This window comes from Lentzea sp. (assembly GCF_035525475.1).
GTDB lineage: Bacteria > Actinomycetota > Actinomycetes > Mycobacteriales > Pseudonocardiaceae > Lentzea.
This window is the reverse complement of sequence record NZ_DATLEC010000125.1, coordinates 1-21,374: the sequence shown is the minus strand read 5'-3', so window position 1 is coordinate 21,374 and position 21,374 is coordinate 1. Positions and strand designations below refer to the sequence as shown.

The following is a 21,374-nucleotide window of genomic DNA, read 5'->3' as shown; positions in this document are numbered from 1 at the left end:
TTCGCCCGCGCGTAGTGCTCCATCAGCGGCACGACCGGCTCGTCGCCCACGGGCGTGGAGATCATCGACGGCAGGGGCAGGACCTGGTAGGCGAGGTGGCCCGCCAGGCCGCTGACGCCGAACTCGGGCAGCGCGCTCGGCTTGTCCCAGTTTCGCGCGACCTCGTCGTGGCGCAGGAGGTCGAGCGCGATGCGGGCCGTGGTCAGGAAGTCTTCTCTGATCGTCACACCGGAGAAACTACGCGGATCACTCGCCCCTGATCACGCGCCGCAGAAACTACGCGGATCACTCGCCCCTGATGACGCGCCGCAACTTGGGCAGCCGTTCCGCCACCGCGCGTTCGGCTCCGCGGCCCGTCGGCTCGTAGTAGTCGCGTCCGACGAGGTCGTCCGGCGCGTACTGCTGCGTCAGCACGCCTTCCGGGACGTCGTGCGGGTACCGGTACCCCTGGGCGTTGCCCAGCTTCGCCGCGCCCGCGTAGTGCCCGTCCCGCAGATGTGCCGGCACAGAGCCGATGGCGCCCTTGCGGACGTCTTCGATGGCGGAGTAGATCGCCGTCGTGACGGCGTTCGACTTCGGCGCGGTGGCGAGGTGGATCGTGGCCTGCGCGAGGTTCAGGGCGCACTCCGGCAACCCGATGAGCTGCACGGCCTGGGCCGCCGCGACGCACGTCTGCAACGCCGTCGGGTCCGCCATGCCCACGTCCTCGCTGGCGTGGATCACCAGCCGCCGTGCGATGAACCTCGGGTCCTCGCCCGCCTCGATCATGCGCGCGAGGTAGTGCAGGGCCGCGTCGACGTCGGAGCCGCGGATCGACTTGATGAACGCCGACGTCACGTCGTAGTGCTGGTCGCCGTCGCGGTCGTAGCGGACCGCCGCCTTGTCCACTGTGGACTCCAGCAGCGGCAGCGTGATCGCGCCGTCGTTCGACGCCAGCGCCGAGTCCGCCGCCGCCTCCAGCGCGGTCAGCGAGCGGCGCGCGTCGCCTCCCGCCAGCCGGATCAGGTGGTCTTCGGCATCGGGCTCCAGCACCACGGACCCGCCCAGGCCGCGTTCGTCGGACACCGCGCGCCGGATGACCGACCGCACGCCGTCGTCGGTCAGGGACTTGAGCTGCAGCACCAGGGACCGCGACAGCAACGGTGACACCACCGAGAAGAACGGGTTCTCCGTCGTGGCCGCGACCAGCAGCACGATCCGGTCCTCGACGGCGCCCAGCAGGGCGTCCTGCTGGGTCTTGGAGAACCGGTGCACCTCGTCGATGAACAGCACGGTCGACTCGCCGGACCGCACGAGGCGGCGCCGGGCCTCGTCGATGACCGACCGCACCTCCTTGACGCCCGCCGACAACGCCGACAGCGCCACGAAACGCCGCCCGGTCGCCTTGGAGACCAGCGTCGCCAGCGTCGTCTTGCCGGTGCCGGGAGGGCCGTAGAGCATCACGGACGCCGGGGTGGCGCCCTCGACCAGGCGGCGCAGCGGCGCGCCCGGCCCGAGCAGGTGGTCCTGACCGACGACCTCGTCCAGCAGGGCCGGACGCATCCGCACGGCCAGCGGGGCGTTGGCCGCGATGCGCTCGGCCTTCTCCTCGTCGGTCGCGCCGAAGAGGCCCTCGTCGAACAGACCTTCGCTCATGCGTTCGAGCCTAGGTCATGTGCGAGGATCGCGTCCCGTGCCCATCCCCCGCGCCGTGCTGCTCGCCGGACCGTCCGGCTCCGGCAAGTCGACCCTCGCCGCCCACCTCGGCTGGCCCGTCCTGCGCCTCGACGACTTCTACCGCGACGGCGACGATCCCCTGCTGCCGCGCGACGAGCACGGCCGCGCGGACTGGGACGACGTCGGTTCCTGGAACGCCGACAAGGCCCTGCAGGCGATCATCGAGCTGTCGGACACGGGCAAGGTCGAGGCGCCGGTCTACTCGATCAGCGAGGACCGGGCCGTCGGCACGCAGACGATCGAGCTGGGCGACGCGCCCGCGTTCATCGCCGAGGGCCTCTTCGCGGACCTGCTGGTGCGGGGCGCCGGGGAGGCCGGTGTGCTCAGGGACGCCATCGTGCTCGCGCCCAGTCCGCCGGTCACGTTCGTCCGCCGGTTCGCCAGGGACGTCGCCGAGGCGCGCAAACCGGTTCCGACGCTGGTCAGGCGCGGGCTGAGGCTGATGCGCGAGCAGCCGCAGGTGGTCAGGCGGTGCGTGGACGCGGGCATGCGCCGCACGACGCCCGCCAGGGCGCGGACCGAGCTCGTTTCGTGATCAGCTTGCTCAGTGGCGACAGCCCTGATCTGGCAGGATGCCGCTCACACCACGACCGGGGGTAGCCGATATGTCCGAAACGCCTGGTTGGTCCTCACCCGACCAGCAACCGAACCAGCAGCCGCAGCAGCAGCCTCCCGGCTACTACGCGCCGCCCCCGCCGGGCGCGCAGCCGTCGATCAAGCCCGGTGTGATCCCGCTGCGCCCACTGGCCGTCGGCGAGATCGTGGACGGCGCGATCACCACGATGCGCCGCTACCCGAAGCTGATCATCGGCGCGGCCGCGATCGTGGCGGCGATCACGCAGATCATCGGCCTGCTGGTGCAGCTGCCGTTCCTCGACGACCTCACCGCGCTGGCGACGCTCGACCCGAACGCGATGACGGACGAGCAGATCCTCGACCAGTTCCGCGACTCCATGGTCGGCTTCTTCGGCGGCACGTTCCTGAGCATCCTCCCGCTGCTGTTCGGCACGGTGTTCCTGTCCGGCTTCATCACCGTCGTGGTGGGCCACGCCGTGCTGGGCGAGCCCGTCACGTTCGCGCAGGCGTGGGAGGAGTTCAAGCCGCGTCTGCTGCCGCTGCTCGGCGCGACGCTGCTGTCCGGCCTGGCGATCACCGTCGGCCTGATCTTCTGCGGCATCCCCGGCATCTACCTGTGGGTGCTGTTCGCGCTCGTCACGCCCGCGCTGGTGCTGGAGCGCTGCGGCGTCGGCACCGCGTTCGGCCGCTCGAAGGCCCTCGTGAAGGGCGCGTGGTGGCGCACGTTCGGCGTCCTGCTGCTCACGGTCGTCATCAGCTCGGTCATCAGCTGGATCATCAGCCTGCCGTTCGGCATCCTCGGCTCGGCGAGCACCGGCTTCAGCGCCGACCCGGCGGCGGCGCTCAGCATCGGCTCGCTCATCCTGGCGACGATCGGCGCGATCATCGCCTCGACGATCACGCTGCCGTTCAGCTCCGCCGTCACCGTGCTGCTCTACGTCGACCGCCGGATGCGCGCCGAGGGCATGGACATCGAACTCCAGCGGGCCGCGGGGCATGGCGGTATCTGACGTACCGGTAGATCTCGGACGGGACGAGGCCCGCGAGGCGGCCGCACGGGAGCTCAGCGACCCCGCGTACGTCTCCGACGACCCGAACCCGCTGGAACGCGCGATCGACTGGGTGCTGGACCGCCTCGGCGAGCTGTTCGCCGGGGCGGGCGGCGTCAGCGGCATCACCGCCGTCACGGTGCTCGTCGTGGTGGCGATGGTCATCGTGATCGTCATCCGCCTGCGCACCGGGCGCACCGCCCGTTCGGTGCGCTCCGGCGCGAAGGTGTTCGGAACAGCGGTCATGACCGCCGCCGAGCACCGCGCCGCCGCCGAACGCGCCGCGGAAGCCGGTGACCTCGCCGAGGCCGTGCGCGAGCGGTTCCGCGCCGTCGTGCGGGAGCTGGAACACCGCGGCGTGCTCGACGCGCGTGCCGGGCGCACCGTCGACGAGGTCGCGGCCGAGGCGGGACAGGCGCTTCCGGCGCTGGCCGGTGACCTGCGCGGTGCGGCCGTGCAGTTCGACGACGTCTGGTACGGCGGGCTTCCGGCGACCGACGAGGGGTACCGGCGGCTGGTCTCCGTCGACGACAGGGTGCGCGGATGACGACGGTCTCCCCCGACGCGCGGCGGATCTGGACGGCGGCGCGCGGCCCCCTGCTGATCGGCGTGATCATCCTGTTCGCGGCCGTCGTGATCACGCTGCTGCGCGGCAGCGGCGAGGGCGGCTCGCTCGACCCGCGTTCGTACCGCCCGGAGGGCAGCCACGCGGTCGCCCGGTTGCTGGAGCAGAACGGCGTGCGCGTCGAGCTCACCGACAACGCGTCCTCCGTGGAGGGTGCGACGCTGTTCGTGACGCAGCCGAACCTGATCGACCCGGAGCGGCTCGCCGGCCTGACCCGCCGCGCCGCCGCCACCGTGCTCCTGGCACCCGCCGGCGGCGTGGGCCAGGTGGAACCCGAGACCCGTCAGCCGGGCTGCCCGCTCGCGTCGAAGGCAGGCGCGGCGACCACCGGCGGGTTCGTCTACGAGGGCGAACAGCGTTGCTACGACTCGACGTTGGTGCGCACCGGCACCATCACGGTGATCGGGTACGGCGGCATCTTCACCAACCGCGACCTCGACACCGAGGGCAACGCCGCGCTCGCGCTGTCGTTGCTGGGTCAGCACGACCGGCTGGTCTGGTACGTGCCGTCCGCCGCGGACCGGTCGCAGCAGAAGTCGCTGACCGACCTGATGCCGGCCGGCTGGAAGTTCGGCGCCCTGCAGCTCGGCATCGCGGCCGTGCTGGTCGCGCTGTGGCGGGCGCGGCGGCTGGGCCGGGTGGTGCCGGAACCGCTGCCGGTCGTGGTGCGCGCCGCCGAGACCGTGGAGGGACGCGCACGGCTCTACCGCCGGTCACGTGCCTCGGCCCACGCCGCTTCCGTGCTGCGGCAGGCGGTTCGCGACCGGCTGACGCCGTTGCTGGGTCTGCCGGCGGGCGAGGATCCGTCCGACGAGATCGCTCGCAGGACCTCGCGTCCTGCCGGGGAGATCAGGACTGTGCTGTATTCCGAGGAGCCGGTGGACGACCGGGGGCTGGTCGCGCTCGCGTCCGAGCTGGACGCACTGGAGAACGAGGTTCGCAAGGGATGACTGTCACCACAGAGGAAGCACGCACGGCGCTGGTGGCGTTGCGCGCGGAGATCGGCAAGGCGGTGGTCGGCAACGACGCCGCCGTGACGTCGTTGATCCTCGCGTTGCTGTGCAAGGGACACGTGCTCCTGGAGGGCGTGCCGGGCGTCGCGAAGACGTTGCTCGTGCGCGCGATGGCCCGTGCGCTGGACCTGTCGACCACGCGCGTGCAGTTCACGCCCGACCTGATGCCCGGCGACCTGACCGGATCGCTGGTCTACGACTCGCACAACGCGGCGTTCTCGTTCCGCGAGGGCCCTGTCTTCACCCACCTGCTGCTCGCGGACGAGATCAACCGGACGCCGCCGAAGACGCAGTCCGCGCTGCTGGAGGCGATGGAGGAACGGCAGGTGTCCGCCGACGGCAAGACGCGGCCGCTGCCGTCGCCGTTCATCGTCGTGGCGACCCAGAACCCGGTCGAGTACGAGGGCACCTACCCGTTGCCCGAGGCGCAGCTGGACCGGTTCCTGCTGAAGGTCACGATGCCGATCCCGGCCCGTGAGCACGAGATCGACGTGCTCACCCGGCACGCGTCCGGCTTCGACCCGCGTGATCTCTCCGCCCTGTCACCGGTGGCCGGCGCCGCGCATCTAGAGGCCGGTTCGGCTGCCGTGCGCGCGTTGACCGTGGCACCCGAGGTGATCGCGTACGTCGTCGACGTGTGCCGTGCGACCCGTGAGTCTCCAGCGGTGCGCCTGGGTGTTTCTCCACGTGGTGCAACGGCTCTGCTGGCCGTGGCGCGCGCGTGGGCGTGGCTGTCGGGCCGTGACTACGTGACTCCCGATGACGTGAAGGCACTCGCACGTCCCGCGTTGCGGCACCGGCTGGAGCTGCGTCCGGAGGCCGAGTTGGAGGGCGTCACGGCGGACGGCGTGCTGGACGGCGTGCTCGGCGCGGTCCAGGTGCCGCGCTGACGTGGCGCTCACGGGCCGCGCGGGCCTGCTCGCGCTCATCGGCGTCCTCGTCGTGGGACTGCTCTTGCCGTCGTGGCAGGGCATCCTTCTCATGCTCGGCGTTCTCGTGCTGTGCGTGGCTGCCGACTTGGTGTTGGCGGCGGGTGTCCGGCGGTTGACCTTCACACGCGCTGGGGCGACCTCGGTGCGCACGGGCGAGTTGTGCAGTGTTCAGCTGACGGTGCACAACCCCGGACGTCGGTTGCGTGGCGTTCTTCGTGACGCATGGGCGCCTTCCGCCGGTGTGGTCGCGGACCGCGTTCCGGTCGACGTGCCCCCTGGTGGCTCGCGTGTCCTGTCTTTCGAGCTACGGCCCGTGCGCCGAGGTGACCGCGTTGCCGACCGTGTGACCGTGCGGTCCCTCGGTCCGTTGGGGATCGCGGCACGGCAGGGTTCACACGAGGTTCCGTGGACCGTGCGCGCGCTGCCGCCGTTCCACAGCCGTCGCCACCTCCCGTCTTTGCTGGAGCGCCTGCGCGAGTTGGACGGCCGTCGCGCCTCGCTGATCCGTGGTGCCGGCACGGAGTTCGATTCGTTGCGCACCTACGTCATCGGCGACGACGTGCGTTCGATCGACTGGCGTGCGTCGGCCCGGTCGTCCGACGTGGTGGTGAGGACGTGGCGCCCGGAACGGGACCGTCAGGTGACGATCGTGCTCGACACGTCCCGCACCTCGGCCGGACGGGTGGACGGCGTTCTCGGTGGCCTGCCGCGCCTGGACACGTCGATGGACGCCGCGCTGTTGCTGTCCGCACTGGCATCACACGCCCGCGACCAGGTGGACTTCCTGGCGTTCAGCCACAAGGTCCGCGCATCGGTGCCGCGTGCCTCCCTGCCCGTGCTGGTGCGGGCGATGACGCCGTTGGAGGCGGAACTGGTCGAGTTCGACGCCCGCGGCGCGGTCGCGGAGGTGCTGCGCCGGGCGTCACGCCGGTCGTTGGTCGTGCTGCTGACGTCGCTGGAGCCGTCGATCGAGCACGGTCTGCTGCCGCTGCTGCCGGCTTTGGCGTCGCGGCACCGGTTGTTGATCGCGTCGGTGTTGGATCCGGCGGTGCACGCGATGGCGTCGGGCCGTGGGGACTTGGAGTCCGTGTACGCCGCTGCTGCCGCGGAACGGACGTTGGCCGAACGTCGTCGCATCACCGCTTTGCTTGCACGGCACGGTGTTGACGTCGTGGACGCACTGCCCGACGACCTGCCACGTGCTCTCTCGGACCGCTACCTGTCGTTGAAGGCCGCAGGAAAGCTCTAAACGGCGACCGGGGCGACGTCCTCGCGTTCACTCGCCTCGACGTCGCCCGTCTCGCCCTGCCGGGCCGCACGCCTGCCGATCACGAACACGTACAGCAGGAACAGCACCTCGGCGACCACCCCGATGCCGACGCGGGCCCACGTCGGCAGCCCGGACGGCGTCACGAACCCTTCCAGCACACCGGAGACCAGCAGGACCAGCACCAGCCCGAGCGCGACGGCGACCACCGACCGCCCCTCGGCGGCCAAGGCGGCGGCACGGGTGCGACGGCCGGGGTCGATCACCTGCCACCCCAGCCGCATCCCGATGCCGGCGGCGACGAACACCGCCGTCAGCTCCAGCAGCCCGTGCGGCGCGAGCAGTCCGAGGAACAGCCCGCCGCGGCCCGCGCCGAACATCAGGCCGATGGCGACGGCGACGTTGAGGGCGTTGGTGAAGAGCAGGTAGATCGGCGGGATCGCGAACAGCACGCCGAGCAACAGGCAGGCGGCGCTGATCCAGGCGTTGTTCGTCCACACCTTCGCCGCGAACGACCCGGCGGGGTCGCTGGAGTAGTAGGCCTCGAAACCGCCGCCGGCCTTGGTCATCTCGCGGATCTCGTCCGGCGCGGCGATGGTCGCCCGCACGTCGGGGTTCGAGGCGATCCACGCCGCGATCAGGCCGGTGACCAGGTAGAACGCCAGCCCGGCCGGGACCCACCAGCGCCAGCCGAGGTAGATCGCGGCGGGCAGGCGGTGGGTGAGGAAGCGGGTGACCACGCGCCACGCCGGGGTGTGCGCGCCGGTCAGCGCCGAGCGCGCGCCCGCGACCAGGGCCGAGAGGCGTTCGACGGTGGCGGGGTCCGGGGCCTGGCTGCGCACGGTCGACAGGTGCGTCGTGACGCGCTGGTACAGCTCGACGAGCTCGTCGGCCTCGGGTCCGCTGAGCCTGCCGGACCGCTTCACCAGCTGCTCGAGCCGCTGCCACGACGCGCGGTGGCGCTCGATGAACACGTCCAGATCCACGATGGGTCACACTATCCGCGTGGGGGACCTGGTTACCGGTGAAGCCGTAGTTCTGGACCTGCGCGTCGCGCAGCTCGCGAGCAGGGCGGTGGCGTTCGCGTTCGACGTGGCCGTGCAGTTCGGCCTGCTGCTGCTCGTGTTCCTGATCTCGCCCGTCGACTTCGACGGCGCCCTGCAGACGGCACTCGCGCTGGCGCTGACGGTGGCCGTGATGATCGGCTACCCGACGGCGGTCGAGACGCTGACGCGCGGCCGTTCGCTCGGCAAGCTGGTCATGGGCCTGCGCGTGGTGCGGGACGACGGCGGCGCGATCCGGTTCCGGCAGGCGCTGGTGCGCGCGCTCGGCGGGTTCGTCGTGGACTTCTGGGTGCTGGGGCTGGGCGGCGCGATCGCGTTGTTCGTGTCGCTGTTCTCGGCGCGGGGCAAGCGGGTCGGTGACTACCTGGCGGGCACGGTGGTGATCCACACCCGTGTGCCGAAGCAGGAGGTCGAGCTCGCCGCGATGCCGGCGCAGCTGGCGGAGTGGGCGTCCGGCCTGGACCTGTCGCAGCTGCCGGACGAGCTGGTGCTGGCGGCCCGGCAGTACCTCGCGCGGTACCCGGAGCTGAACGACAAGGCCAAGTGGGAGCTGGGCGTGCGGCTGTCGGACGACGTGGGTGCCGCGATCCGGTCGCCGCGGGCCGAGTACACGCATCCGCACCCGTACCTGGCGGCGGTGCTGGCGGAGAGACGGCGGCGCGCGGCCGGTTAGGAATCGCACGAAAATCGCAACACCGATGATCGTCAACCGGCACTCGGCAATCGGAGCGGCAATTCCTGCCGCCACCTTCCTTCGGCGGATCGCACACCCAGCTGAACAGCCAGGCCAACACCCGGTATCGGTGGCGGCGGCGCCAGGTGGACCAGGCGCGGGGGCCGGCCGTGACGCGGCTGGGTTCGATGAGCAGGGCGGCGCGGCGGCGAGTCTCGATCCGGCCGGACCCGGTGGCGATCGAGGCGAGCAGCCTGTCGGTCCCTGCTCGCCAACGGTCAGGTTCTGCTCCGTGGCCCACGGCCACCGCTTGGTCATCCGATGTCGGCACGACGGAGGAGGATCACGCGGTGGCCGTGCCATGTCCGGGAACGCCGGCAGGATCACGTCCTACGGCCGGAGCATCAGGAACGGACCCGGTCCGCGGGCGCGGTCCAGCCGGTGGAGCGGATCCACTCGGCCAGGTCCCAGGTGGTCGGCTCGATCGCCTTCACCGCCGCGAGGTCTGACGGGTGTTCGGACGCCTTGGCGAACTGGCGGAACATCGCCTTGTCGAGGTCGTTGCCGAGGACGCTCAGTGGCAGGGCCTCGTAGCGTGACGGCAGCCCGGCGCGCGCGCCGAACGCGGCGGCGATCTGGGGGCCCGTCGGCTCGTCGCCGATGACGTCGATGGCTCCGCCGGGCACGTCCGCGGTGCCGAGCAGGATCGCGGCGGCGACCTGGCCGATGTCCTTGATCGAGATCATCTTCAGGGCGATGTCGTCCGGCAGGGGCAGTCTCAGCACGATCGTTCCGTCCTCCAGGCTCGGCGCCATCACGGTCGCGAAGTTCTCCATGAAGGCGGTCGCGCGAACCATCGTGGCCCTCAGGCCGGAAAGCTTCAGGTATTCCTCGATCCGGTGCTTCGAGTCGTGGTGCGGCACGCCCGTTTCGCGCTCCGCTCCGCTGACCGAGTTGAACACGACGTGTGGCACGCGCGCCGCGGCCGCCGCATCGACGAGGGCGGTGCCCACTCGGACCTCCTCCTCGACCTCCTCGAGGCTGTTCGCCTCCGGGGTCATGAAGTAGAACGCGTCGACCGCCTCCAGCGCGGCGACCGTTGACGCCGGGTCGTCGATCCGGACGGTCGCCAGCTCGACGCCCCGGGCGGCCAGCGCCTGCGCTCGATCGGACTCGGGGGTGCGGACGAGGGCCCGCACCCGCGCTCCTCGGGCCACGAGCGCGTCGACGACCGCCCCGCCCTGCTGTCCCGTCGCACCGAAGACCGCGATAGCACCGTTTTCCCGCGTGACCATGTCGCACCCTCTCACTAGTTCATGCCATGAACAAAGTAGTTCATGACATGAACTTACACAAGGTACGAGGGTGCCCAGGAGGACTGCGCGGTGTCAGGACGAGGTGGACGCCGAGAGGCCCGACGCGTTCACGATGGCGGTGGCCAGGCGTTCGGGGTCGCACTGGTCGTCGGCGTCGAGGTTCTCCGCGAAGTCCCTCGGCGCCTGGCAGATCCGGCCGGACTCGACAAGCGCCAGGACCACCTGGCGGCGTTGGCCGGCGTTCGCGATGCTAGGCCCCTGCAAGCCGGAGGCGTTCGGCTCCCTGTTCGCGCACGGCGTCACCCGATGGCGTCGGATCGCCGTGCAGCACCTCCCAGCGTGCGTTGTGCACGGCGGTCCACGTGCTGCCGGCCCACGCGATCTCCAGCTCCTCCTCGGTGAACCGCCGGCCGCGGCACCGCTGGTAGGTCTCCAGGAACGCCGCCGTGCTCTCGATCGGCACCAGGCTCGGCGGCGAGGCGTTGGCGAACGCCCCGGCGGCCGCGCCGACGAGAGCCGCCTCCGGTTGCCGGCCCAGGCTGTCCCAGTCGTGCACGGCCCACACCTCGCCGTCCTTCCAGCGCAGGTTCTGCGCCTCGAAGTCCAGATGTCCCAGCACGCAAGGCAGACGCGTGGCCAGCAGCCGCTTGCGCAGACGCTCGGCCGCGTCCACCACGAACTCCGGGACGACGCTCTGGTCGCGCGAGTCGAGGAAGCCGATCGACGGCCACAGCCCCGAATCGGTGTGGTCCCACCGGGACCAGCGCGGGTTCGGCAACGGCGGCGCCACGTCGACGTCCGCCAGCAGGGCCATCAGCCGCGCGAACACCTCCGCGTAGCGGCGGGCCACCGAGGGCGAGGAGCCGAGCAGCATCTCACCGCCGGGCAGCGGTTCCTCGGCGTGCACCGCGAGTCCGCCGGCCAGCACGACCGGGGTGATCGGGCGAGGGCACGGGAATCCGCGAGAAGCCAACGCCGCCTGCGCGGTCACACAAGAGGAAGCGCGGCCGTCGTCCTCGCGGGCCTTCACGTAGATTTCGCGCCCGTCGGCCAGCCGCACCCCGTGCACCGACGAGATCGACACCCGCTCGTAGAACACCTCGACCGGTGCGCTCCCCAACGCGGAAGCGCACCAGCCCGGCAGGTCGAACGTCATACGCCGAGCAGTTCCTGCAACAGCAACGGGTTCATGTAGTCGTCGTAGCGGACGATCTCGCCATCACGCAAGCGGATGATCGCCACGGCGGTGAACGTGTAGTAGTCCTGCTTCAGCTTCGACCAGCCCCGGTGAGTGATCTCCGCGACCGCCACGGCCGGGTCGTTGGTGAGCCAGCACTGCGCCTCGACGCTCTGGATCTCGATCCTGTCCCGCACCGAGGCGCCGCGGACCTGGGTGAAGTACGCGCGGATCTCCTCGCGGCCCTGGATCTCCTCCGGCTGGAAGGACGTCGGGAAGCGGTACGCCATCACCCCGTCCTCCGCGAAGAGGTCGGCGAACTGGCCGTGCGTCTCCTCCCCCGCGACCATCCTGCGGACGTGCTCGACGATCTGTTCAGCCGTGCGTGCCATGTCGTGTCCCCACAGTCTCGTAAAATCGGAACGGTGACCCCGGTTATGACGATACGGAACGCACGCCCCGGTTGGCAACGATGAGAGCCGATGCGGCGCGGAACCGCGAGAAGGTGCTGGAAGCGGCACGGCAGCTGTTCGCGGAACAGGGCTACGAGGTGCCGTTGGACGAGATCGCGACGAAGGCGGGTGTCGGGCCCGGCACGGTCTACCGCCACTTCCCGACGAAGCAGGCGCTGTTCCAGGCCGTCACGGAGACACGCGTGTCGGCCATGATCGCGTCGGCCTCCGAGCCCGCGGAGAGCCCGCGGCAGGCGTTGTTCGCGTTCCTCGGGCGGATGGCGGACGAGGCGGCGGCGAAGCGGGACATGACGGACGCGTTCACCCTGTCACCCGACCTGCGCAAGAGCCTGCACGCGGCGCTGGGCGGTCTCCTCCAGCGCGCCCAGGAGGCCGGCGAGGTGCGGACCGACGTCACGGCCACCGACCTCGTCGTGCTGATGAAGGGGATGCTGCAGAGCATGCACGAGGGGGCGAACCCCGCCGTACTGCTGGAGATCGTGCTCAGCGGGCTTCAGTCGAGCCGGAAGCCGTAGGGCAGTTCCAGGCGGTGCCGCGCGAGCAGGGCGGCGTCGGCGAGGATCTCGCGGGTGGGGCCGTCCGCGACGACCACGCCGCCGTCGACCAGCACGCTGCGGGGGCAGATCTGCAACGCGAACGGCAGGTCGTGCGTGACCATCAGCATCGTGCGGTCCAGCGACAGCAGGAGCTCGGCGAGCTCGCGCCGCGCGACGGGTTCGAGGTTCGCGGACGGTTCGTCCAGGACGAGGATCTCGGGGTCGCAGGCGAGCACGGACGCCAGCGCGACGCGGCGGCGCTGACCGCCCGAGAGGTGCAGCGGCGACCGGTCGGCGACGGACTCCATGCCGACGGCGCGCAACGCCCTCAGCACCCGTCCGTCCACATCGGACATGCCGAAGTTGCGCGGCCCGAACGCCACGTCCTCGGCGACCGTCGGGCAGAACAGCTGGTCGTCGGGGTCCTGGAAGACGAGTCCGACGCGGCGGCGGATCTCGCGCAGGTTCTTCCTCGTCACCTCGAGGCCGGCGATCGACACCGTGCCAGAGCCGCCGGAGTGCACCCCGTTGAGGTGCAGGGCGAAGGTGGTCTTGCCCGCGCCGTTCGGGCCCAGCACGGCCACGCGTTCGCCGCGCTCGACGCGGAGGTCGACGCCGAACAGCGCCTGGTGTCCGTCGGGGTAGGCGAAGGCGAGCTTCGAGACCTCCAGCGCGGGCGCGGCCGGGGTCTCCGCGACGATCGTCGCCGAGCCTGCCCCGCTGCCCGTCCAGCCGCGCGACACCATCGCGAGGTGCACCCTCTCTCCGCGTTCGTAGGACCGGATGAACAACGTGCCGACCGCCCGCGCGGTGGCGCCCGCCTGCCACAGGAACCGCGGGTCGTCACCGCGGGAGATCCGGGCTACGCGCATGCGCTTCGCCTCACCCACCACGACCTCGCCGTAGCGGAGCATCAGCGTGGCGATCATGACCAACGGCGCGGGCACGCGCAGCGTCTGCAGGCCCTTGAGCAGCTCACCCGGAGCCGTCGTGGCGGCCAGCGTCAGGCTGACCAGCACACCCAGGGTGCCCTTGACCAGGATGTTCCACCCCGCCAACGACCCCTCGACGGAGACCGAGAAGCCCAGGAGCTCGGTGCGCGGGTCCGTGCCGAAGATCGGCAGCAGGAACGCCAGCACCACGAACGGCACCTCGATCACCGCCCGCTTGAGGAACCACAGCACGGGAACCCGCGCGACCGACCACACCGCGACGATCAGCAGCAGGTACAGGCCGAACAGCGGGAATAACGTGCGCGGGGTCGCCACGACGCCCAGCACGGCCCCGAACGCCACGAGGATCTTCACGTGGGGCGCGAGGCGGTGCACCGGCGAGTCGCCCGCGTGGTGCAGGACGTCGTGGCCGCCGGCCATCAGGCGTCGGACTTCTTGCGCAGGAACCAGAACAGGCCGAAGGACAGCGCCAGCACGACGACCACGCCGAGCACGCCCGCGAGGCCGGTGAACCTGTCGTCGCCGCCGAGCGCGTAGTCGGCGAACGCGCTGCCCGAGAGCGGGTGGTCCTGGGCGTGCTCGGCGATGCCGGTGTCCTCGACCGTCTTGTCGAGGCCGTCCGGCTCACCCGACGCGAAGTAGGACAGCACCCCCGCGACCAGCAGGGACACCACCGCGAACCCGAGGAAGAACTTCTTCACGACCGCACCTCCAGCGGCTTGCGGCCGCCCTTGAGCAGGTAGACGAGATCCGGCCGGATCGCCGCCACCGACGTGACGGTCACCGCGGTGATCAGGCCCTCACCGATGCCGATCAGCGCGTGCAGACCCCACATCAGCAGCGCGACCTTGCCGATCTCCACACCGCCGACGCCGCCGATCGCGTACTCGACGACGAAGCCGGTCGAGGCGACCACGGTGTTGACGAACGCCGAGACGAACGCGACGGTGGCCAGACCGCCCTTGCCCCGCGCGGCGAGCCTGCGCAGGGCGACGGCGACGAGGAACCCGGTCGCGGTGCCGATCAGCGCCATGTTGGTGACGTTGGCGCCGAGCGCCGTGAGCCCGCCGTCGGCGAACAGCAACGCCTGCACGACCAGCACGATCGTCACGCACAGAGCGCCGACGTACGGTCCGACCAGGATCGCCGCGAGCGCGCCGCCGAGCAGGTGGCCGGACGCGCCGGGCAGGATCGGGAAGTTGATCATCTGGACGGCGAAGATGAACGTGGCCACCAGGCCCGCCATCGGCGCCGTGCGGTCGTCGAGGTCAGCACGCGCCTTGACCAACGCGAAGCCGACGCCCACTGCTGCGATCACGAGGAACGCGACCGAGACCGGCGCGTTCAGCAGACCGTCGCTCATGTGCATGGCAACAGGTGACATGAGCAGTCACGCTAATTGCCGGGACTCGGCTATGGCTAGAACTGTGCAACAACAATCTGGAGGCAGGAAGGCGTTGGTCGTCACAGCTCTCCTCCTCGACGGCCTCTTGGACGCGTGCGTCTTCCGGTCCGTTCGTCCACTTGGACCGATGCGCCGACCTCGTCGTTGCGCGCGCAAGGAGCGTTCCTCGTGGACGCTTCTCGCCCGGGAAGCCGCACGAGATCCGTGGTGCAGCCGTCGAATCCCCTTCGACGAGGTCAGGCGGCTGTCGCCGCGCGGCGCGGCACACGTTCGAACCTCACGCCGCGCGATGTGACGCCGAACGCCTCGTCTTGGCGCTGCGGCCTGCCGTAACGTCCAAATTCGAACATCCGCTTCCAGGACGAAAGGGTGTGCGGTGGATCTTCAGCACTGGCTCAACGAGGCGCTGGCCAACCACGAGAAGTGGACCGCCGAGTACGGAGCCTTCACACCCCACTCGTCGCTGCACGTCGACCCGGCGGTCTTCGGCTCGGCGCTGGCCGAGCTGCAGGACCGGCTGCGCGACAACTACCCGTTCTTCCACCCGCGCTACGCCGGTCAGATGCTCAAGCCCCCGCATCCGGCCGCGGTCGTGGGCTACCTGTCCGCGATGCTGATCAACCCGAACAACCACGCGCTCGACGGCGGTCCCGCCACGGCCGCCATGGAACGCGAGGTGGTCTCGGAGCTCGCGTCGATGTTCGGCTACGGCGAGGGCCACCTCGGCCACCTGACCTCCAGCGGCACGATCGCGAACCTGGAGGCGCTGTTCGTCGCCCGCTCGCTGCATCCGGGCCGTGGCGTCGCGTACTCCTCCGAGGCGCACTACACGCATTCACGGATGTGCGGCGTGCTCGGGATCGAGGGGTTCCCTGTGGCCGTGGACGGCCGTGGGCGCATGGATCTGGACACTCTCGAGGAGCTTCTGCGGACCGGCAAGGTCGGCACCGTGGTCGTCACGCCGGGAACTACCGCTTTGGGCGCCATCGAACCGGTACATCTCGTGCTGGAAGTCGCACGCCGCTACGACGCACGGGTGCACGTCGACGGGGCGTACGGGGGCTTCTTCGCCCTGCTCGCCGGTACGGAGCTGGAGCCCGAGCCGTGGGAGGCCATCGGCTCGTGCGACTCCGTGGTGGTGGACCCGCACAAGCACGGTCTACAGCCGTACGGCTGCGGCGCGGTCCTGTTCCGTGATGCCTCCGTGGGCCGCTTCTACCTGCACGATTCCCCGTACACCTACTTCACGTCCGACGAGATGCACCTGGGCGAGATCAGCCTGGAGTGCTCACGGGCCGGGGCGGCCGCGGCGGGCCTCTGGCTGACGCTGCGGCTGCTGCCGTTGACCCGCGAAGGCCTGGGTGAGGTGCTGGCGGCCGGACGGCGGGCGGCCGTGCGGTGGGCGTCGATGATCCGCGAGTCGGAGCGGCTGGAGCTCTACCAGGAGCCCGAGCTGGACATCGTCACGTACTTCCCGCGGACGAACCCGCTGAGCCTGTCGGCCGTGGACGCCGCCTCGCACCGCGTGATGGAGACCGGCATGAACGCCGCCGTCGACCCGGTGTTCCTGAGCGTGGCACGGGCGTCGAAGGCGGCGTTCGCGGCGCGGCACCCCGGGGTGGAGGCCGACGCGGACGGGGCGAGGGTGCTGCGCAGCGTGCTGATGAAGCCGGAGTCCGAGGAGTACCTGGACACGCTGCACGCGCGGGTGTCGAGCCTGCTCTGAGAACCGGTCTCTGAATCCTCAGACCGGCGGCAACGCCGAAATGGGCGGCTCACCCCCGGTGAGCCGCCCGTCAGCGCGCGATCAGCCGTTCTTGGCCCGGCGGCCCGAACGGCGTGGTGGCAGCGGCGTGTCCCCGCGCAGGTCGAGCCGGCGCTGCTCGCCGTTGGCCTCGAGGTGCGTCACCATGCGGCGCAGCATCTCGGCCAGCGACTGGGCCTCGGACGACTCCAGCGGGTCGGAGACGAAGACCTCCTCCTCGTTGAACTTCGGGAAGAGGTCCGCCATCAGCTCCTCACCCTCCGGGGTGAGGCGCAGGACCGCGAGGCGCCCGTCCGTGGGGTGGCCGAGGCGCTCCAGAAGGCCCCTGGACTGCAGCGTCTTGGCGACGCCCGTCAGGGTCCCCTTGGAGATGCCGGCCTCCTCGGCGACGTAGCGCGTCTCCATCTCGCCCCAGATCCACACGACCCAGAGAACGACGAAGCCCGTCCAGGTCAGATCGCTGGTGCGCAGCACCGAGTTCTCGAGGTGCTGGCGGATCGCGGTGGCGGCGCGGTGGATGTTCGACACCGCCGCCATCTGTTCGCGATGCAGCGGCACCGCACCGAGCTTCGCCTGAACGGCTTTCTCGGTCTCGGCAATCGTGTGGTGACCAGACAACTCAAAGTCTCCCGTGCTCGAGCTCAGGTGTTCCCGGCACAATACTTGCGGTTCCGAAGTATGTCTGTGATGTGGTGCGAGTCCATCCGCAACCACTTTGATCACGATCCCACATCGTGCATGATCTCGTGACGGTCGTCACCCGTCCAGTTACGGACTGTTGCCCCGTGGTGGACGATGAGTGTGGAGCCCACTGAGACCGAACGTGGTCTTTACTCCACGGACGGGGTCGATAACGTTTGCCCCTCGACGTTATCCCCTCCGTGCCAGCGACACACTGTGCCGGAAAGGTAGTCCGACGTGGTCGGTGAACAGGTGACACGGGAACTCGCGGCGAGACTGGGCGAGGGCGGGATCGACGTGGTGCGCGTGGTCTTCCCCGACCTGCTCGGCACAGACCGCGGCCGTGACGTCCTCGTGGAGCATCTACCAGCGGTGACGCAGCGCGGGCTGTCGTTCTGCCGCGCCGTCTACAGCACCACGCCCGGCGGTCAGACCACCGAGAACGGGGGTGTGCTCGACGCCGGACTGCCCGACGTGATCGTGGTCCCCGACCTGGACACGCTGCTGCCGATCCCGTGGGAACCGGGCGTCGCGTGGTGCATCGGCGACGCCGTGAGCCCCGCCGACGAAAGACCGGTCGACGAATCGCCCCGGCAGGTGCTGCGCAGAGCTTTGGAGATATTCGAGACCACCGGGCTGGCACCGGTGGTCGGTCCCGAGTTGGAATATTTTCTCTGCGAGCCGGACGAGGATCGCCCGAACGGGTGGCGGCCGTACTGCGACGAGCCCGGCAACGTGTACGCGACGGGCCGCAGGGGCGATTCAGACGGTCATCTGTTGAGAACTCTTCGCACGCTCAGCTCGGCGGGTCTGCAGACGACCGGCGGCAACCACGAGTACGCGGGCGGGCAGTTCGAGATCAACCTCGTCCATTCCCCCGCGATGGACGCCGCCGACCGCGCGTTCCGCTTCAAGACGAGCGTGAAGGAACTGGCCAGGCGGGAGGGCCGGCTCGCGACGTTCATGGCCAAACCGTTCAACGACGGCGGCGGGTCGGGCTTCCACCTGCACCTGTCGTGCCACGAGGAGGACGGCCGCAACGCGTTCCAGGCCGCGGGTACCTCGCACGGCCTGTCGGACGAGGCGCGCTGGGCGATCGGCGGCATCCTCAAGCACGCGCCGGCGCTGGCCGCGCTGCTCAACCCGACGGTCAACTCGTACAAGAGGTTCGGTCCGGACTCGCTCGCGCCGTGGCTGATCGACTGGGGCCTCGACAACCGCAGCGCGATGCTCCGCGTCCCGGCCGAGCGCGGCGAGACCACCCGCCTGGAGCTGCGGCTCGGCGACGCGAGCGCGAACCCCTACCTCGGCATCGCGGGCCTGCTCGGAGCCACCTACCTGGGCATCCGCGACCGCATCGAGCCGCCGCGGCCGTCCGCCGGGTACGGCTACGACCCGTCGAAGGCCCCGACGCTGCCCGCCACCCTCCCCGACGCGCTGGCCTACCTGGAGGAGGACACGGCGATGGTCGAGGTGCTGGGCAAGGACTTCGTGCGGTCCTATGTGGACTTCAAGTGGGAGGAGGTGGCCCGCTTCCAGCGGTTCGTGACCGACTGGGAGTTCACCGAGTACGCGTACCACCTATAGTTCACCTGCGATGACTGCACTCACGGACCGGCTCACCTCGATCGCCGACGAAGACGAACTGTTCGACACCTTCTCCCACTGGGCCGCCGAACGCGGCCTCGCGCTGTACCCGGCGCAGGAGGAGGCGGTCATCGAACTCGTCTCCGGGGCCAACGTCATCCTCAGCACACCGACCGGGTCCGGCAAGAGCCTGGTGGCCATCGGAGCCCACCTCGTCGCCATGGCCGGCAACCAGCGCAGCTTCTACACCGCGCCGATCAAGGCACTGGTCTCGGAGAAGTTCTTCGCGCTGTGCGACGTGTTCGGCCCGGAGAACGTCGGCATGATGACCGGCGACGCCTCGGTGAACGACCAGGCGCCCATCATCTGCTGCACCGCGGAGATCCTCGCGAACATCGCGCTGCGCGACGGGACCGGGGCCGACGTCGGCCAGGTCGTCATGGACGAGTTCCACTTCTACAGCGAGCCCGACCGCGGCTGGGCCTGGCAGGTGCCGATCGTCGAGCTGCCGCAGGCCCAGTTCCTGCTGATGTCGGCGACGCTGGGCGACGTCTCGTTCTTCGAGAAGGACCTGACCCGGCGCACCGGCAGGCCGACGGCGGTGGTCCGCTCGGCGCAGCGCCCGGTGCCGTTGAACTTCCAGTACGTCTCCACGCCCCTGCACGAGACGATCGAAGACCTGCTGCACGGCCGTGAGGCGCCGATCTACGTCGTGCACTTCACGCAGGCCGCCGCGCTGGAGCGCGCGCAGTCGCTGATGAGCGTCAACGTCGCGACGAAGCCGGAGAAGGAGGCCATCGCGGCGAAGATGGGCAACTTCCGGTTCTCGGCCGGGTTCGGCAAGACGCTGTCGCGGCTGGTCCGGCACGGCATCGGCGTGCACCACGCCGGCATGCTGCCCAAGTACCGCCGCCTGGTCGAACAGCTCGCGCAGGCGGGTCTGATGAAGGTCATCTGCGGCACGGACACCCTCGGCGTCGGCATCAACGTCCCGATCCGCACCGTCGTGTTCACCGCTCTGGCGAAGTACGACGGCACGCGGACCCGGACCCTGAAGGCCCGCGAGTTCCACCAGATCGCCGGACGGGCGGGCCGCGCGGGCTACGACACCGTCGGCACGGTCGTCGTGCAGGCGCCCGAGCACGAGGTCGAGAACATCAAGGCGCTGGCGAAGGCCGGCGACGACCCGAAGAAGCGCCGCAAGGTCGTGCGCAAGAAGGCCCCCGACGGGTTCGTGTCGTGGAGCGAGTCGACGTTCGACCGGCTCGTGGGCGCCGAACCGGAGCCGCTGACGTCGTCGTTCCAGGTCTCGCACGCGATGCTGCTGAACGTGATCGGCCGCCACGGCGGTGGCGCGTTCGCCGCCATGCGGCACCTGCTCGAGGACAACCACGAGGACCGGCCGAAGCAGCTCAAGCACATCAAGCGGGCCCTGGCGATGTACCGGGCACTGGTCGCGGCAGGCGTCGTGGAACGCGTGGGCGACGACTTCAGGCTGACGGTCGACCTGCAGTTCAACTTCGCGCTGAACCAGCCGCTGTCGCCGTTCGCGCTGGCCGCGATCGAGCTGCTCGACCGCGAGGCGCCGGGCTACGCGCTGGACGTGCTGTCGGTGATCGAGTCCACCCTGGACGACCCGCGCCAGATCCTGGGCGCGCAGGAGCACAAGGCGCGCGGCGAGGCGATCGGCGCGATGAAGGCCGACGGCATCGAGTACGACCAGCGCATGGAGCTGCTGGACGAGGTCACGTACCCGAAGCCGCTGGCAGAGCTCCTGGACGCCGCGTTCCTCACCTACCGCCGCGGCCACCCGTGGGTCGGCGACTACGCGCTCTCCCCCAAGGCCGTCGTGCGCGACATGTACGAACGCGCGATGACGTTCACGGAGTACGTGTCCTTCTACGGCCTCGCACGCTCCGAGGGCCTGGTCCTGCGGTACCTCGCCGACGCCTACAAGGCGCTGTCGCAGACGGTGCCGGAAGAGGCCAAGACCGAGGAGCTGCAGGACCTGATCTCGTGGCTGGGCGAGCTGGTCCGCCAGGTCGACTCGTCGTTGATCGACGAGTGGGAGAAGCTCACGAACCCGGACGGCGAAGCCGCTCCCGAGGTCCGCGTGGACCTGCCGCCCGCCGTCACCAGCAACGTCCGCGCGTTCCGCGTGCTGGTCCGCAACGCCCTGTTCCGCCGCGTCGAGCTGGCCGCGAAGCGCGACTGGTACTCCCTGGGCGAGCTCGACCACGAGTCGGGCTGGACGGCCAAGCAGTGGATGGACGCCCTGGAGCCGTACTTCGAGGAGCACTCGGACATCGGCTCGGGCCCGAACGCGCGCGGCCCGGCGTTCCTCATCATCAACGTCGAGCGCGAGCGCTGGGTGTGCCGGCAGATCTTCGAGGACCCGGCCGGGGACAAGGACTGGGGCTTCAACGCCGAGGTCGACCTGGCGGCGTCGGACGAGCTGGGCGAGGCGGTCGTGATCATCACGGACGTCGGCCGGCTCTGACCGCCGCCGCGCCGGTTCCCGCCGCGCGTCGACGGGTGATCAACCGCGGAACCGCGGTTGATCACC

Annotated in this window: 21 protein-coding genes and 2 pseudogenes; 11 read left to right on the top strand and 12 right to left on the bottom strand. The window is 70.3% G+C overall.

The features are described from left to right. Positions 1-227, bottom strand: a pseudogene (locus VM306_RS21295) (hypothetical protein); the annotation flags it as partial. Positions 228-285: 58 nt separating this feature from the next. Continuing rightward, the gene (locus VM306_RS21290) at positions 286-1,635 is read right to left on the bottom strand and encodes a replication-associated recombination protein A (protein ID WP_325517740.1); all 1,350 of its coding nucleotides are present in this window, start codon (positions 1,633-1,635) and stop codon (positions 286-288) included. 37 nt (positions 1,636-1,672) lie between these two features. Between VM306_RS21290 and VM306_RS21285 the strand changes: the two genes are divergently transcribed. From VM306_RS21285 to VM306_RS21260, 6 genes are all read left to right on the top strand, one after another. After that, a complete protein-coding gene (locus VM306_RS21285) occupies positions 1,673-2,251 on the top strand; it encodes a uridine kinase (protein WP_325517738.1) in 579 nt (192 codons plus the stop codon). A gap of 70 nt (positions 2,252-2,321) precedes the next feature. Further along, the gene (locus tag VM306_RS21280) at positions 2,322-3,302 is read left to right on the top strand and encodes a hypothetical protein (protein ID WP_325517736.1); all 981 of its coding nucleotides are present in this window, start codon (positions 2,322-2,324) and stop codon (positions 3,300-3,302) included. Beyond that, positions 3,289-3,888 (top strand): DUF4129 domain-containing protein, encoded by a 600-nt coding sequence (locus tag VM306_RS21275; protein WP_325517733.1) that lies wholly within the window; start codon positions 3,289-3,291, stop codon positions 3,886-3,888. Before VM306_RS21280 ends, VM306_RS21275 begins: the two co-directional genes overlap by 14 nt. Next, on the top strand, positions 3,885-4,916 hold the full coding sequence (locus tag VM306_RS21270; RefSeq protein ID WP_325517731.1) for a DUF4350 domain-containing protein: 1,032 nt from the start codon (positions 3,885-3,887) through the stop codon (positions 4,914-4,916). Before VM306_RS21275 ends, VM306_RS21270 begins: the two co-directional genes overlap by 4 nt. Further along, the gene (locus VM306_RS21265; RefSeq protein ID WP_325517729.1) at positions 4,913-5,869 is read left to right on the top strand and encodes a MoxR family ATPase; all 957 of its coding nucleotides are present in this window, start codon (positions 4,913-4,915) and stop codon (positions 5,867-5,869) included. Before VM306_RS21270 ends, VM306_RS21265 begins: the two co-directional genes overlap by 4 nt. Before the next feature lies 1 nt (position 5,870). Continuing rightward, positions 5,871-7,160: a DUF58 domain-containing protein gene (locus VM306_RS21260; protein WP_325517727.1), complete on the top strand. Its 1,290-nt coding sequence runs from the start codon at positions 5,871-5,873 to the stop codon at positions 7,158-7,160. On the opposite strand, the gene VM306_RS21255 is transcribed toward VM306_RS21260, so the two are convergent. Further along, positions 7,157-8,164: a stage II sporulation protein M gene (locus VM306_RS21255; RefSeq protein ID WP_325517725.1), complete on the bottom strand. Its 1,008-nt coding sequence runs from the start codon at positions 8,162-8,164 to the stop codon at positions 7,157-7,159. The two genes, VM306_RS21260 and VM306_RS21255, sit on opposite strands and share 4 nt — an antisense overlap. Before the next feature lie 19 nt (positions 8,165-8,183). On the opposite strand from VM306_RS21255, the gene VM306_RS21250 reads away from it, so the two are divergent. Beyond that, positions 8,184-8,915, top strand: coding sequence for an RDD family protein (locus VM306_RS21250; RefSeq protein ID WP_325517723.1), 732 nt, complete (start codon positions 8,184-8,186; stop codon positions 8,913-8,915). A 404-nt stretch (positions 8,916-9,319) separates the two neighbouring features. Here the strand turns inward: VM306_RS21250 and VM306_RS21245 are convergent, their stop codons facing one another. From VM306_RS21245 to VM306_RS21230, 4 genes are all read right to left on the bottom strand, one after another. Then, entirely contained in the window at positions 9,320-10,210 is an 891-nt protein-coding gene (locus VM306_RS21245) for an NmrA/HSCARG family protein (protein ID WP_325517721.1), read from the bottom strand. Between the two features lie 93 nt (positions 10,211-10,303). Next, the gene (locus VM306_RS21240; RefSeq protein ID WP_325517719.1) at positions 10,304-10,453 is read right to left on the bottom strand and encodes a hypothetical protein; all 150 of its coding nucleotides are present in this window, start codon (positions 10,451-10,453) and stop codon (positions 10,304-10,306) included. Positions 10,454-10,481: 28 nt separating this feature from the next. After that, the gene (locus VM306_RS21235) at positions 10,482-11,387 is read right to left on the bottom strand and encodes a hypothetical protein (protein WP_325517717.1); all 906 of its coding nucleotides are present in this window, start codon (positions 11,385-11,387) and stop codon (positions 10,482-10,484) included. Beyond that, the gene (locus VM306_RS21230; RefSeq protein ID WP_325517715.1) at positions 11,384-11,800 is read right to left on the bottom strand and encodes a nuclear transport factor 2 family protein; all 417 of its coding nucleotides are present in this window, start codon (positions 11,798-11,800) and stop codon (positions 11,384-11,386) included. Before VM306_RS21230 ends, VM306_RS21235 begins: the two co-directional genes overlap by 4 nt. A gap of 80 nt (positions 11,801-11,880) precedes the next feature. On the opposite strand from VM306_RS21230, the gene VM306_RS21225 reads away from it, so the two are divergent. Next, entirely contained in the window at positions 11,881-12,396 is a 516-nt protein-coding gene (locus VM306_RS21225) for a helix-turn-helix domain-containing protein (RefSeq protein ID WP_325517713.1), read from the top strand. On the opposite strand, the gene VM306_RS21220 is transcribed toward VM306_RS21225, so the two are convergent. From VM306_RS21220 to VM306_RS21205, 4 genes and pseudogenes are all read right to left on the bottom strand, one after another. Beyond that, a complete protein-coding gene (locus VM306_RS21220; RefSeq protein ID WP_325517742.1) occupies positions 12,375-13,163 on the bottom strand; it encodes an energy-coupling factor ABC transporter ATP-binding protein in 789 nt (262 codons plus the stop codon). The two genes, VM306_RS21225 and VM306_RS21220, sit on opposite strands and share 22 nt — an antisense overlap. Beyond that, a pseudogene (cbiQ, locus tag VM306_RS21215) lies at positions 13,152-13,790 on the bottom strand (cobalt ECF transporter T component CbiQ); the annotation flags it as partial. The gene VM306_RS21220 and the pseudogene cbiQ, both read right to left, overlap by 12 nt. Then, entirely contained in the window at positions 13,790-14,071 is a 282-nt protein-coding gene (locus VM306_RS21210; RefSeq protein WP_325517710.1) for a PDGLE domain-containing protein, read from the bottom strand. The pseudogene cbiQ and the gene VM306_RS21210, both read right to left, overlap by 1 nt. Continuing rightward, the gene (locus VM306_RS21205) at positions 14,068-14,754 is read right to left on the bottom strand and encodes an energy-coupling factor ABC transporter permease (protein WP_325517707.1); all 687 of its coding nucleotides are present in this window, start codon (positions 14,752-14,754) and stop codon (positions 14,068-14,070) included. The genes VM306_RS21210 and VM306_RS21205 overlap by 4 nt, the downstream gene beginning before the upstream one ends. A gap of 397 nt (positions 14,755-15,151) precedes the next feature. On the opposite strand from VM306_RS21205, the gene VM306_RS21200 reads away from it, so the two are divergent. Then, a complete protein-coding gene (locus VM306_RS21200; RefSeq protein WP_325517704.1) occupies positions 15,152-16,501 on the top strand; it encodes a pyridoxal phosphate-dependent decarboxylase family protein in 1,350 nt (449 codons plus the stop codon). An 81-nt stretch (positions 16,502-16,582) separates the two neighbouring features. Here the strand turns inward: VM306_RS21200 and VM306_RS21195 are convergent, their stop codons facing one another. Further along, complete coding sequence (locus VM306_RS21195) at positions 16,583-17,098, bottom strand: MarR family winged helix-turn-helix transcriptional regulator (protein WP_325517701.1); 516 nt, start codon at positions 17,096-17,098, stop codon at positions 16,583-16,585. Between the two features lie 375 nt (positions 17,099-17,473). Between VM306_RS21195 and VM306_RS21190 the strand changes: the two genes are divergently transcribed. Together VM306_RS21190 and VM306_RS21185 are read left to right on the top strand one after the other, a co-directional pair. Next, a complete protein-coding gene (locus VM306_RS21190) occupies positions 17,474-18,808 on the top strand; it encodes a glutamine synthetase family protein (RefSeq protein ID WP_325517699.1) in 1,335 nt (444 codons plus the stop codon). Between the two features lie 10 nt (positions 18,809-18,818). After that, positions 18,819-21,308 (top strand): DEAD/DEAH box helicase, encoded by a 2,490-nt coding sequence (locus VM306_RS21185; RefSeq protein ID WP_325517696.1) that lies wholly within the window; start codon positions 18,819-18,821, stop codon positions 21,306-21,308. The last annotated feature ends 66 nt before the right edge of the window (positions 21,309-21,374 follow it).